Here is a 12,829-nt window from a genome sequence, read left to right on the forward strand (position 1 = left end):
GCATGCTGAACGCCAGCCGCAGTCTGGACCGTATCTTCGCCCCGAAATCGATCGTCGTGGTTGGCGCAAGCAATGATCCGCGCCGGATCGGCGGTCGCCCACTCCGCTATTTGCGTGACCATGGTTTCGACGGCGACGTCTACGGTGTCAATCCAAAGTATGACGAGGTACAGGGGCGCCCCTGTTTCCCGGACATTGCAAGTCTGCCCGACGGTATCGATCTCGCGGTGCTGATGCTGGCGAGCGCCCATGTAATCGACGCGGTCCGCGCATGCGGCGCGAAGGGCATAGCCGGTTGCGTCGTGACAGCGGCGGGCTTCGCCGAGGCGGGACCTGAAGGGCGCCTACGGCAGGAGGAGCTTGCCAGCGTTGCCGCAGAATGCGGCGTACGCCTTATAGGCCCGAACACGATCGGTTTTCGCAATCACAACACTTCCGTTTACGCCACGTTCGGTACCGATATCGACAGCGGCGTGCGACCCGGAAACGTGGCCGTCGTCGCGCAAAGCGGCGGGCTGGGCGGATATCTGGGCGCAGCACAGCTCCGGGATCTGGGAATCGGAACCCGCTGGATGATCGATACCGGCAACGAGGCCGACATCGATTGCGCGGAATGCGTGGAGTTTCTTTCCCGCGAGCCCGGAATAAGCGTGATCGGGCTCATCATCGAAGGCTGCCGCGACTCCACCCTGTTGCTGGAATCCGTCGCTACCGCCCGCCATCGCGGGATTCCTGTGGTGGTGCTGAAAATCGGCCGTTCGGAAGCCGGAGCACAGTCGGTCCAGCTTCACACCGGCGCACTGTCGGGTCGGGACGCCGTATGGGACGCGGCGCTTGCCACCGCCGGCGCGATACGGGCGCGCGACGAGGCACATTTCATCGATCTCGTGCGGGTCCTCGACATGCCGAAGAAACCGGCTGGTTCCAACTTGGGCATCGTCACGTTGTCGGGCGGTGTTGCCACCGTTCTGCTCGACGCAGCCGAGCGTTGTGACATCGCGGTTCCGCCGGTCGGTCCTCCGCCCCCCGATCTGAAGGCACGGTTGCCGCTGGTCGGATTTTCCAATCCGCTCGACGCCTCCGGGCAGATGGCAAATACGCCCGACGCCCTCGAGCCGCTGATCGACTATATGCTCGGGCAAGACAGCGTAGATGTCGTTGTGGTCTGGCTGGCCTACGCCCTGCTGTCGGATGTGCTGGGGCCGGTCATGGCGAAGGGCGTGACCAACGCTGCGTCACGGTCTGACAAGCCGGTCATCGTATGCGGCATGGCGACGCCCGAACTGACCGAGCAGCTGACCAAGTCCAGCGTGGCGCTGGCGCCTTACCCGACGGCGGTCGTCGAGGTACTCGCGGATTGCCTCCGGCAGCCCCTTCCCCAAGAGCCGTGTCGAGCTGCCTTCGCCCCCATGGCGGCGGGCGAGGAGCAGGTCGTCACCGGCTCCGAAGCGGAAGTCTTGCTTCCGGGCGTCCCATTCGCCCAACAATATGTAGTCGCTGATCGCGAAGCGGCAGGAGATATACTGCGTACCGTCGAAGCGCCCGCGGTTTTCAAGGCCGAGGTGCCGGGGCTGGCGCACAAGTCCGACCTCGGGCTGGTGCGGCTGGGCATCCGGTCGAAAGCGGAGGCCGAGGATGCATATGAGGCCCTGCTGTCGGCCCTGGAAAAGGCGGGGATGGCCGGCGAAATCCTGGCGCAGCGCCACCATGCGGGACTTGAACTCTTTGTGGGAGCGAGCCGGGACGCGGTGTTCGGCCCCACCGTTACGTTCGGTCTCGGCGGCATCTTCGTAGAGGTTTTCGAGGACACGGTTACTCTGCTGGCGCCATGCAGCAGGGACAACGCCCTGGACGCCATGCGCAGGTTGAAGGGCTGGCCGCTGCTGGCGGGTTTCAGGGGCAGGAAGCCTGTCAATCTCGAGCCATTCGCTGCATTGGTCGAGACGGTGTCACGGCTCGTGGCCGAGACACCGGAGATTGCCGGCGTGGACCTCAATCCAGTTATCGCCACCGCCGACGCTGTGGTCGCGGTGGATGTCGTAGTCAAGAAAACCGGCTGAGGCGGTCATGAGCAAGCAAGTCGTCCTTAAATTTTCGAACGATGTCGCCACCGTTGAACTCAACCGTCCGGAAAAGCTCAACGCTGTCGGTCAGGAACTCGCCGACGCGCTGGAAGCGGCCGTCGAAGAAATCGCTACACAGGGCGCGCGCTGCGCAGTCATTCGGGGCCGCGGGCGGGCCTTCTGCGTCGGCGCCGATCTCGGCGGCGGCAACAAGGACGACCCCGCCGCTGCCGAAGCCTGGATCGACCGCATCGTCACCCTGTTGGAAGGAGTGCAGCAGCTGCCCTGCCCGCTCGTTTCCTATGTCCATGGATATGCACTTGGCCTGGGCGCTTCACTCGCGATGGCCGCGGATCTGGTCCTTGCCACGGACGAAGCCCAGTTCGGATTTCCGGAGGTCCATCATGGACTTGTGCCGGGGGTGACGATGGCGCTGCTTGCAGAGCGTGTGAACATCCTCACAGCAGGTGAAATCATCCTATTTGGCGAGCGGTTCGACGCGAGCAAAGCCATGCAATACGGGCTTGTGAACCAAGTGGTTCCGGCCAGCGACGGGCAGAGCATGCTGGATGACTGGACTCAACGCCTGAGCCGCGGCAGTCCGATGGCCATGCGCGCATCCAAGAGACTCCTGCGCGAAATGCTATCGCTAACGCCGAAATCCCGAATTGCGGCGGGCGTCGACGCAGTCCTTGTCGGCCGCCAGACCGAAGACGCGAAGGAAGGTTTCGCCGCGTTCCGGGACAAGCGAAAGCCGCGCTGGGCGATGTGATTCAACCAAGGGAGCAATGACGGGAATGACAGCTAGCTCAATAGGTGGCTCCTGGCCGGACAAGATGCGGCAACTCTATGGCGCCTCCCCGATCCACGCTTATATGGGCTTCACCATGGAGGAAGTCGGCGATGGCGAGGTCACGGTGGTGCTGGCGGCCAAGCCCGAGTTCGTCAACGGCATCGGGGTCATTCATGGCGGCGTGATAACCGCGGGTCTCGATTCAGCGATCCTTCAATCGGTGCGCTCGCGCTGCTCTGACGGAGACCGGTTGACCACCGTGGAACTGAAAGTGAATTTTCTCGAAGGCGCACACCCGCCCCGGCTGGTTTTCAAAGGACGCGCCGTGCGTGTCGGCGGTAGCCTCGGTGTCGCCCTTGGCGACGCCTATGACGAGAATGGCAAGCACGTAGCCACGGCAATGGGCACGATCTCGATCCGCCGGCGGCGATGACGTCACATATTGCGCCGCGCCCGGTTGCGACTAACATGTAGCGAAACGACAAAAATCCGAAAAGGGTGGAAAGCCAATGGCCAATAAAGAACCGACCATTCTGCTGACCGGATATGCGCCAGCACCCAAGGGAACGGTAATGCAGGAGAAGCAGCGCCTGTTCGGCGTGGTGCTGGAAGTCGAAATGCGCAACGGCAGGATCGTCGGCGCGGACGTTCCGGGCGTCACCGACCTGTCGAAGGATTTTTTTAGGCGTGTCGCCGTCGGCTACGAACTCTCCAACGGTGTCGAGAAGCTGTGCGAGAAGGTGCGCGCGCGCTACTGGACATCGTCTACCGACTCTCTGATCGCCTGCTTGAAGATGATCGGTCAGCGCTACGAAGAGGGGCTCAAGCGCCTGGCTTGCGGAGACCCCCGAACCGCCTCGTTGCGCGGACCGCAAACGACTACGCGCGTTAGAGAATTGCGCTCTGCGTTTCAGCCGCAAGTGGCGCGGCAAGCTTGACAGGCCTACCGGCCGTCAATAGGATTTAATTACGCGACAGGGTACAGTTTTCTGGCCTGTTTGCGTACGCGACTAGCCAAAATCCGGAAAGAGCTGCGGAAAAGCAGCTGGTCTTTACGGAGGACACAAGGCTCGTGAGAATTCCAATCATGTTGGAATTGCGAGGCTTGTTGTGGCGAATTTCCTATCCGAATTCACTGTTGCGACGGTCGGTTACGAGCGGGTTTCAGGTATATCCGCGTCGACCATCCGTCTGCCGTCCGGGAGAGGGTCGTGAGCCCGCGCCCCGCCATACCGGAATCGATGAATGCGCTGTTGCTGAGCCGTTTCGGCGGGCCCGAGCAATTGGTGCCGAGCGTTCGCCCCGTGCCGACACCGGGGCCGGGCGAAGTCCTGATCCGCGTCGCCTATTGCGGCATCTGCCGGCATGATCTGCTGACGCGCTCCGGCGCATTCGCAAAGACGCCGCTTCCGGTCATTCCCGGTCACCAGATAGGTGGGACGGTCGTTTCGCTTGGTCCGGACGTTACCGGCGTCGAGACGGGTCAGCGTGTATCCTCCCTCATACGCATCGGCTGCGGAGACTGCGAACAATGCCGCGCCGGCAACGAGGCATACTGCGAAACCTTTCGCGCCCGATTCCTCGGTGAGGATCTGGACGGAGGTTACGCTGAATTCGTGAAGGTTCCCGATCACGCGGTGATACCGCTTCCCGACGGGTTGCCACTGGAAACCGCTGCCGTTGCAAGCTGCACCTTCGGAACCGCCTATCACGCAATCCGGACGCGCGGTCAGGCGCAACCTGGTGAAACCGTCGTCGTGACCGGCGCCAGCGGCGGCGCCGGACTGCATGCGCTCGAACTGTTGCGCCATTTCGGTTGCAGATGCATTGCTGTGACCTCCAGCGATGAAAAATCAGAGCTGCTTCGCCAGGCAGGCGCCGACGAAGTTATCGTCTCGGACAATCTGGTTTTCGCCGATCAAGTGAAGGCGCTTACTGGCGGGCGTGGTTGCGACCTCGTCATCGAGGTCGTTGGAGAGCGGACCCTGGATCAGTCTGTTCGCGCGCTCCGAAAGGGCGGCCGGGCCGTGCTCGCGGGAAACATAACAGGTAAGAAGGCGCAGATCACGCCCGCCCATTTCATACTCAAGGAAATAAGCCTCATCGGGACGCGCACCTGCACCAAGGCCGAATTGCAAGAGGTTTACGATCTTCTCGTGTCCGGTGCGGTGCGGGTGCATGTGGACAGAATGCTTCCCCTCGAAAAGGGATCGGAAGCGCATGCGCTGATGGAAGCGGGTGCTTCGCGGGGGCGCTACGTGCTGGCGGCGTCGGCCGACTGACGGATACCGCTGCGAACCGGCATCCGGCCGACGCCCGTCCCTGCGGCCGGATGACAAGCAATCGGGACGAACCGGAGGAAGGCATCATGTTCTTCGAAAGACGAAAAGCACAGGGAGTGGTGGCAGGCGCGGTCTTCGCCGCCGCGATGGCGGTTTCGAATTTTGCGGTAGCGCAAGAGACCGTGCACAAGATCGCAATCACCTTTCCACTCACGGGCATCGCCGCCTCGCAGGGTGAGGTCGCATCCAAGGCAGTCAATCTTGCCGTGAAGGAAATCAACGAGAGTGGAATGCTGGGCGATGGCGCCCGTATGGAGCCGTTCTTCTTCGATTCGCAGGCAAAGCCGGATACTGGCGTTCGCGCCCTGCAGCAAGCGATTTCGATCGAGGACGTGCCGTATGCTCTTACAGGCTACAGCGGCGTATCGCGTGCCCAGGCGCCGGTTGCCGAGAGGAACGAGCGGCTACTGGTCAATGTCGGCGGCGCCTCGCCTGCTCTGTCGGACCTGTCGCCGTGGTTCTTCAACGCCATTCCCCTGACGCATCTCCAGGCACCGGTGCTTGCGCGCTACCTCGTCGAGGACCTTGGCGAGAGGAAAGCCGCTCTCATCTACCGTGATGACGACCTTGGCCGGGGTCTTCAGCAAGTGCTCGCGCCAGCGATGGAAGCCTTCGGCGGCGAAGTGGTAGCCGAAGAAGCGTTCCTGCCCGGTGCTCACGATTTCCGGCTCCAGCTTTCCCGCATCCGCGCGGCCGATCCGGATGTCGTCTATATCGGCGGCGTCGCGACCGAAGTGGGCGCCATCATCGCTCAGGGCACCAGCCTTGGCCTTACGCCGCGCTGGGCAAGTTACGGCGCCTACAACCACAAATCGACCATCGAATTGGGCGGCCAAGCCGCCAACGGCGGCGTCTACACGAACCCGTCGAATTTTGGACCGGACCTGGAGCCGTTTCCGGCCTATCAAAGAATGATGGAGGCATGGGAAGCGGAATACGGCTCGACCGACGACCTCGACTATGTCGCTTCGCAATTCTACATGGGAACGCGCCTCTATGCAGAGCTGATCAAACGTCTCAAGGAGGCGGGCGAGGAGGTTACTCCGGCCAACATGCGCGATCTGATGGATGATGCCGTGTTCGAGGATACGGTGACTGGCGGAATGTCGTTCGATGAACAGCGCAACGCACTTACCTCGATCGCCATCTATCAGCTCAAAAATGGGGAATTCTCTCCTGTCACCGTCTATACGGCTGACCAGGTGCGCGAAATAAATCAGCTCATGCCCGATAAATGATCGGCAAATCACAGCGGCGGCGGCCGATGAAGCGGCGGCCGCGCATTTGCGCATGCTGTTTGCCCACCATCCCTATTCGTTCGGCAAGCATCTCAAGTAAATCCAAGCGGAGCTCGGAATGGATCTCGCCTTGCAGCTACTGGTGGTCGGACTTTCACAAGCCGCCATATATTCGATGGTGGCGACCGGGTTCGGCCTCGTGCTTGCGGTATCGCACATCTTTCATTTCGCTCACGCTGCGATCTTCGCCCTGGCGGGCTTTCTCGCCTACGCGTTCATCATGCAACTGGGCCTGCCGTTCTGGCTGGGATTCGTCTTGACAGCTATCCTGACCGTGGCGGCTGGGCTCCTGATACAGCTCTACATATACGCCCCCTTGAAGCGACGGAACTCCGGCACTTTCGCGCTCGTGCTCGCATCGATCGGCATGCAGTTTGCGATCGAAAATCTCATTGCGCTGGGATGGGGCACCGGCGGACGGTATCTCGAAAATCCCTTCGGTGGCGTTTTCTACCAGATTGGCACGGTGATCATATCGTTGACCGATATCGTGACGCTCACCGTGGCGATCGCAGGCTTCGGCGCGACAATGCTCTTTCTGAAAGCCACGCGGATCGGCCGCGCCATGATGGCTTATGCGGACAATCCAACGATGGCGGAGGTCGTCGGGATCAATCCGACGCTCGTTAGCGCCGTCGCCATTTCCATCGCCTCGCTGCTTGTGGTTCCCGCTGCCATCGCCACCGGCTGGTATTCAAGCCTCGTGCCGACGATGGGCCTTACGCCACTGCTTTACGCTGTCGCCGCGGTCGTCGTAGGCGGCATCGGCAGCACGGTCGGCGCCTTCCTGGGCGCTTTCATGCTCGGCCTGCTCGCGGCGATGATCAGTCTGCAGCTGCCGGCCTTCTGGTCCGACACGATCGCGTTCCTCATCATGATGGTGGTGGTGGTGTGGCGACCAAGCGGACTGCTCGGCAACATCGGCGCCGCAAGAGCCGCCAGATGACCGATTTCGCGAAAACCCTGCAAGCCATGCACACAGCGGACGGTGGCTGACGATGGACTATCTGTTTCTCGTGCTCACGCTCATCTGCGTATACGCGCTTCTGGCGACGTCGCTGAACCTCATCAAGGGTTACGGGGGCCTGTTCTCGGTCGCCCATGCAGTCTTCTTCGGCATCGGCGCCTACGCGTTCACGATCGTGCGGATCGAGTATGGCGTGCCGTTTCCGCTCGCCCTGGTCGTTGCCTTTGCAACAGCGGCCGCCGCGAGCCTCGCGTTGTCGATCCCGTCACTGCGGGTGTCTGGCGAATATCTGCTTCTCGCCACCTTCGCGGTACAGGTCCTCGGCACGTCGCTGTTCCTCAATCTCGACATCACCGGCGGCCCAGCCGGAATACGCGACATCCCGCATGCAGACCTGTTCGGCTATGTGTTTCAGACAAACGGACAGGTCTTTCTGATCACGCTGGCCGTTTCGACTCTGTGCTGGTGGATGATGTATGAGACGACGCGATCTCCGTTCGGCCGTGTCATGAAGGCAATCCGCGAAGACGAGATCGGCATCGCCGCGCTCGGCAAGAACACGCTCTGGTTCAAGATCGCGGTCTTCTTCATCGGATGTGGATTTGCCGGAGTCGCCGGCGGCCTGTTCGCCACCGTAATCACTTTCATCAACCCCGACAGCTTCGTCATCTATGTCTCATTCACGGTCGTGATTATGGTGCTGCTGGGCGGACTCGCAAATCCGTTCGGGGGGATCGCCGGCGCGGCCGTCCTGATCACGCTGGAGGAGGCGCTCCGCGTCATCATGCCGACGGCGGCGGGAGCGCATCTCGCCATGGTCCTGTTCGGCCTGATCCTGGTCGGCGTCATCATGCGGAGACCGCAGGGACTGCTGCCGGAACATGCAACGAGCACTCTTGTAGCCGACAGCGCGGGACTGGAGGGGCGCGGACAGCGTCAGGCGGTAAAGCTGGAACATGTCAATCCAAATGCGTTCGCCGCGGACGCGCAAGGACCATTGCTGAGGATCGACAATGTCACCAAATCCTATGGCGGGCTTGTTGCGGTACATGACACCAGCATCTCTGTCGACGCCGGTGACATCATTGGCATCGTCGGACCCAACGGTGCGGGCAAGACGACACTATTCGACCTCATAGGTGGCAGCATCCGGCCGAACGCGGGCAAGATAAGCTATCGCGGACAAAACCTCTCGACGCTGAAACCGCACCGGATCGCGCAAGCCGGGATCGGACGTCTGTTTCAACATGTGCGCCCGTTCAGCAACATGACGGCGCTCGACAACGTGCTGGTGTCGTTCCCGCGATCACTGCGCGAAAACCCCTTGTTCGCCTGGCTTCCCATAGACCGCTCAGGTGAGGCGGCGCGCCGTGAAAAGGCGTTCGATCTTCTGCGCTACATGGGCCTTGAGGGGCACGCGAACGAAAAGGTGGGCGAGTTGAGTTTCGGCCAGCAGAAGCTGGTCGGCTTCGCACGGCTGCTGGCGCAAGGCGCTTCCGTCTGGCTGCTTGACGAGCCCGCCGCGGGCATCGACCCGCAGATGCGCCAGGACATCCGCCGCACGATCCTTCGCGTGCGCGAGGATCTCGGGGTCACCATGCTGATCGTCGAACATAATATGGACTTCCTCGAAGGTCTGGTTGACCGCGTGGTTTTCATGGCGGAAGGCACGGTGGCGAAGGTTGCCGGCTTCGACGAGATCATGGCGGACAAAGACCTCAACCGCCTGTACCTGGGAGTATGAGTCATGAGCGCACAAAGCGGACAGGCGCCAATTCTCGAGGTGAAAAATCTCGACGGCGGGTACGCCAATAATCGCATTCTGCACGACATAAATTTCGCCGTGGCTCCGGGGGAGATCGTGCTGTTCGTCGGGCACAACGGAGCGGGCAAATCAACCATCCTGCGTGCTATCACGGGACTGCTTCCGTGGTGCGAGGGCGAGATATCGGTGGACGGCGAGCCGATAGGCACTCCAAACGTCCGGCTCAACGTAGAGACCGGCCTCAGCATCGTACTGCAACACCAGGGGTTTTTCCCGAACTTCTCAGTGAGCAACAATCTCCGCCTCGGAGGCTATCTGCTGGAGTCGGCATCGCTCGTTGACGAGCGAATGGCACGCATACTGGAGTTCTTTCCGCAGCTGGCGGAACGACGCGATTCGGCGGCGAGACTGCTGAGCGGCGGCGAGCAGAAAATGCTGTCGATGGGAATAGCTCTGATGCTCGAACCTCGCGTGCTGCTCGTCGACGAACCATCGGCGGGCCTGGCGCCCAGTCTCACGACCCAGGTGCTGGACCAATTGCAGACGCTTCGCGACAACTGGAACACAACGATTCTGCTCGTGGAGCAGAACGTGAATGCGGGTATCCGCATCGCCGACCGGGTGCTGGTCGTAAGGCTTGGAACGATCAGCCAGACCTATGATGCGAGCACGCTGCGGTCTGGCAAGGAAACGCTTCAGTTGCTCTAGGGATACAGTCGCATGTCACGCCAGATCACGATTTGCGAGTGTGCAGCCAGGGACGGTCTGCAGCACGAGACGGAGTTCCTGCCCACGAATACGAAGGTGGCTCTGATCAACAGCTTCACGGAGCTCGGCTTTCGGCGCATCGAAGCAACGTCGTTCTCCCATCCCAAATACGTTCCACAATTTGCCGACGCCGAGGATGTTCTGAAGCGCATCAGCCGGCGCGCTGGCGTTTCGTACAAGGCGACCTGCGTAAACGCCCGCGCCGTGGAGCGCGCGGTCCAGGCAGTCGTCGACGGCGCCGGACCGTCCGAAATCAGCATGGTCGTTTCGGCGAGCGAAACGCATCAACTGAGAAACACCCGCCGTAACCACGCCGAAGTTCGAAGCGGATTCGGGGGCATGGTCGAAGCCGCGCAAGAGAGCGGGCTGCGGATCGTCGGCACGATCGGCACCGCGTTCGGCTGCCCGTTTACCGGTGACGTGCCGCTGTCCGCGGTCGAAGAATGGGCGACCTTCTTCTCGGAGATGGGAATCGAAATGATTACTCTCGGCGACACTACGGGAATGGCGGACCCAAAACTCGTACGTGAGCGGTTTGGAGCGTTGCTGGATCGATTTCCGGACATCGTGTGGATCGCACATTTTCACGACACGCGCGGCACCGGGCTGGCAAATGCGCTTGCCGCGGTGGAGACCGGCGTGGACTATCTCGATTCATCCTTCGGAGGACTGGGTGGACACCCGGCAGCAATCAAATATGCCGAAGGCCATACAGGAAATGTGGTGACCGAGGATTTGGTCGCAGTCCTCGAACAGATGGGTTACGACACGGGAATTGATTTGGACCGCCTGATCGAGACGGCGCAGGGCGTGGAGAACGCGCTCGGCCGTGAATTATACGGTCGGGTGATTCGGTCAGGACTTGTCACGCGCCGGGTGGCTTAACCGGAACAAGACACAAAGGTCTGTGTCGCTTGGCACTTGTAGGGGCGATGATTGCCAAGGTTTGATCTGCTATCATCTTTCATCTCCCTGCTTGGCCAACTGGCGGCCATCTCCTCGTCCCGACCTGACTTCGGACATCGCCGCCGCGCGCAGTGACGGTCAAGTGAGCCGCAGGCCATTTGCGAAGCGACCCGCCCTTAACGGTGACGAGCATTAGACCGTAATGTCCGCTGTCGCTTTCCAATTGGCCCATGGCGCTGATGAACGTCGTTTACCGCGATCGAGCTGTTTCCGTTTCCGCGTGAGGCCTACACAGGCCTACAAGCAAATGTTCGATCTTCTTGTCGCGCGGCTGCCGGAGCGCCAGGCCTGCCGCACCATGGTTGAAGTTCTCACCATTGCTCATGAGCGCTGTTGCGAGAGTGAACTGGCCGATGAACTGGCTGCCCACCTCAGGAAGCACAAGCTGCCCGACATGGCCGCCATTCGAGCGCGTTTCGCGCCCGACCCGGCAAAGATGCCGAACATCGTCGGGCAGCTTGCGTCCCTGGACACCGATGAAGCCCCGATTAGATTAGCGCCGGCGTGACGGGAGATGCGGCATGAAGGACAAGACAATCGACCACGCCAAGCTCAGCCTGCTGCTCAACGAACTGCGTCTTCCCGCTACCAAGGTGATCTGGCCGCAATTCGCCGAACAGGCCGACAAGAAGGTTGGCGGGCCGCCCGCTTCCTCGCCGCCCTTGCCGAAGATGAATTGGCCGAGCGCGACCGCCGGCGTATCAAACGCCACTTCGCTGGCAGCCTGCGCCTCAGGTTCTGCAGCCGCAACAATCGCCCCCGGCTGCACGACACGCAGAAGCGCTTCCTCGATCGCATCGTCGACGCGCAGTCCGCCGAAAGCGATGCAACGCGGCTCACCATTGTCGAGCAGCCCGCGCCAGCAGGAATAGCGTGGGATGTTGTGCTTTGCGCCCGTGTATCGCACCGTGAGCTTGCGGCCGCAGCGCCGGCAGCGAACAAGGCCCGCCAGCAACAGATCTCCATGCTTGGGCGCCCCGTGATGCCTGCCTGTGGCACATTGTCGCTCACATCGTGTGGATCGCCTCTGCCCTTCCCAACTGACAGCCTTCATGGCTGCCCGGGATCAGCGCCAGCCATTCCTCGCGCGGCTTGCGGCGAGCGCCCGGCCGAATGTGAGACGGGCCAAATCCCGGTGCGACACCAGACTTCCCATAGGCGTAGGCGCCGCCGTAGATCGGGTTCTCGATCATTCGGTGGATGGTTGCACAGTTCGGCCTGCGCCAGACGACATCGCCATTGTTGCGCTTGGCAGGCAAATCCAGTCCATACTCGAGGAACCACATCAGGGCCTGGCGGGCGCTACCGAGTTCCGCGACCTTGTCGAACACTGTGATGATCGCCTCCTGCACGCGGTGGTTGGGGTCCTTCTCAATCCGGTCCCCGACCTTCACGAATTCGCCACGGCGGGCCTTCTCATAGCGGGCCGAGAGCAAACGCCGGCGCAAAAGTTCGAGCTCGTACTCATTGAGACTTCCCTTCAGCTCCAACAGCAGCCGGTCGTTGCCCTGGCGCGGCGCATAGATCGTCTCCTGGTCGATCAGCACGGTGCCGACGACGCGGCACATCTCGATGAGCTGCTGCCAGTCACGACTGTTGCGGGCAAACCGCGACACCCCTCGTGCCGCACCGCTCCAACCTTGCCGAGGCAGACTTCCGCGACCATCCGGTCGAACCCAGCGCGTGCGACGCCGCCGGCGGCAGAGCGGCCGAGATCGTCGTCGATCGTGTCGATGCGAAACCAACCGAGCGCCGTCAGACGACCGTGGACGGGCATATTGAAGTGTGCCGCTCTCGTGATTGTGCAGCACCTGATGGGCGGACGACTGGCGCACATGCAGGATTGCCTTCCGCTCCAAATGATGCG

At 61.6% G+C, this 12,829-nt stretch carries 12 protein-coding genes and 2 pseudogenes; 12 read left to right on the forward strand and 2 right to left on the reverse strand.

Features of this window, described 5'->3' with window-relative positions; translation table 11 throughout:
- Positions 1-2 precede the first annotated feature (2 nt).
- From ABGN05_RS23655 to ABGN05_RS23710, 12 genes and pseudogenes are all read left to right on the forward strand, one after another.
- Positions 3-2,060, forward strand: a complete 2,058-nt coding sequence (locus ABGN05_RS23655) for an acetate--CoA ligase family protein (protein WP_367956515.1) — start codon at positions 3-5, stop codon at positions 2,058-2,060.
- 7 nt (positions 2,061-2,067) lie between these two features.
- Positions 2,068-2,835, forward strand: a complete 768-nt coding sequence (locus tag ABGN05_RS23660) for an enoyl-CoA hydratase/isomerase family protein (protein WP_367956516.1) — start codon at positions 2,068-2,070, stop codon at positions 2,833-2,835.
- A 25-nt stretch (positions 2,836-2,860) separates the two neighbouring features.
- Positions 2,861-3,289 (forward strand): PaaI family thioesterase, encoded by a 429-nt coding sequence (locus tag ABGN05_RS23665; protein ID WP_367956517.1) that lies wholly within the window; start codon positions 2,861-2,863, stop codon positions 3,287-3,289.
- Between the two features lie 76 nt (positions 3,290-3,365).
- Entirely contained in the window at positions 3,366-3,794 is a 429-nt protein-coding gene (locus tag ABGN05_RS23670; RefSeq protein WP_367956518.1) for a DUF3870 domain-containing protein, read from the forward strand.
- Between the two features lie 303 nt (positions 3,795-4,097).
- Entirely contained in the window at positions 4,098-5,138 is a 1,041-nt protein-coding gene (locus ABGN05_RS23675) for an alcohol dehydrogenase catalytic domain-containing protein (protein ID WP_367956519.1), read from the forward strand.
- An 86-nt stretch (positions 5,139-5,224) separates the two neighbouring features.
- A complete protein-coding gene (locus tag ABGN05_RS23680) occupies positions 5,225-6,436 on the forward strand; it encodes an ABC transporter substrate-binding protein (RefSeq protein ID WP_367956520.1) in 1,212 nt (403 codons plus the stop codon).
- Between the two features lie 118 nt (positions 6,437-6,554).
- Entirely contained in the window at positions 6,555-7,442 is an 888-nt protein-coding gene (locus ABGN05_RS23685) for a branched-chain amino acid ABC transporter permease (RefSeq protein ID WP_367956521.1), read from the forward strand.
- 52 nt (positions 7,443-7,494) lie between these two features.
- Positions 7,495-9,207 (forward strand): branched-chain amino acid ABC transporter ATP-binding protein/permease, encoded by a 1,713-nt coding sequence (locus ABGN05_RS23690; protein WP_367956522.1) that lies wholly within the window; start codon positions 7,495-7,497, stop codon positions 9,205-9,207.
- 3 nt (positions 9,208-9,210) lie between these two features.
- Positions 9,211-9,936: an ABC transporter ATP-binding protein gene (locus ABGN05_RS23695; RefSeq protein ID WP_367956523.1), complete on the forward strand. Its 726-nt coding sequence runs from the start codon at positions 9,211-9,213 to the stop codon at positions 9,934-9,936.
- 12 nt (positions 9,937-9,948) lie between these two features.
- Positions 9,949-10,881 carry a hydroxymethylglutaryl-CoA lyase gene (locus tag ABGN05_RS23700; protein WP_367956524.1) on the forward strand — a complete coding sequence of 311 codons (933 nt, stop codon included), beginning with the start codon at positions 9,949-9,951 and terminating at the stop codon, positions 10,879-10,881.
- Positions 10,882-11,209: 328 nt separating this feature from the next.
- The gene (locus ABGN05_RS23705) at positions 11,210-11,470 is read left to right on the forward strand and encodes a hypothetical protein (protein ID WP_367956525.1); all 261 of its coding nucleotides are present in this window, start codon (positions 11,210-11,212) and stop codon (positions 11,468-11,470) included.
- A gap of 13 nt (positions 11,471-11,483) precedes the next feature.
- Positions 11,484-11,680, forward strand: a pseudogene (locus ABGN05_RS23710) (hypothetical protein); the annotation flags it as partial.
- Positions 11,681-11,794: 114 nt separating this feature from the next.
- On the opposite strand, the pseudogene ABGN05_RS23715 reads toward ABGN05_RS23710, so the two are convergent.
- Together ABGN05_RS23715 and ABGN05_RS23720 are read right to left on the reverse strand one after the other, a co-directional pair.
- Positions 11,795-12,016: pseudogene (locus ABGN05_RS23715) on the reverse strand (recombinase zinc ribbon domain-containing protein); the annotation flags it as partial.
- Positions 11,970-12,578 (reverse strand): recombinase family protein, encoded by a 609-nt coding sequence (locus ABGN05_RS23720; protein ID WP_367956526.1) that lies wholly within the window; start codon positions 12,576-12,578, stop codon positions 11,970-11,972. The gene ABGN05_RS23720 and the pseudogene ABGN05_RS23715, both read right to left, overlap by 47 nt.
- Between the last annotated feature and the right edge of the window lie 251 nt (positions 12,579-12,829).

This window comes from Aquibium pacificum (assembly GCF_040839445.1).
In the GTDB taxonomy this organism is placed as follows: Bacteria; Pseudomonadota; Alphaproteobacteria; order Rhizobiales; family Rhizobiaceae; genus Aquibium; species Aquibium pacificus.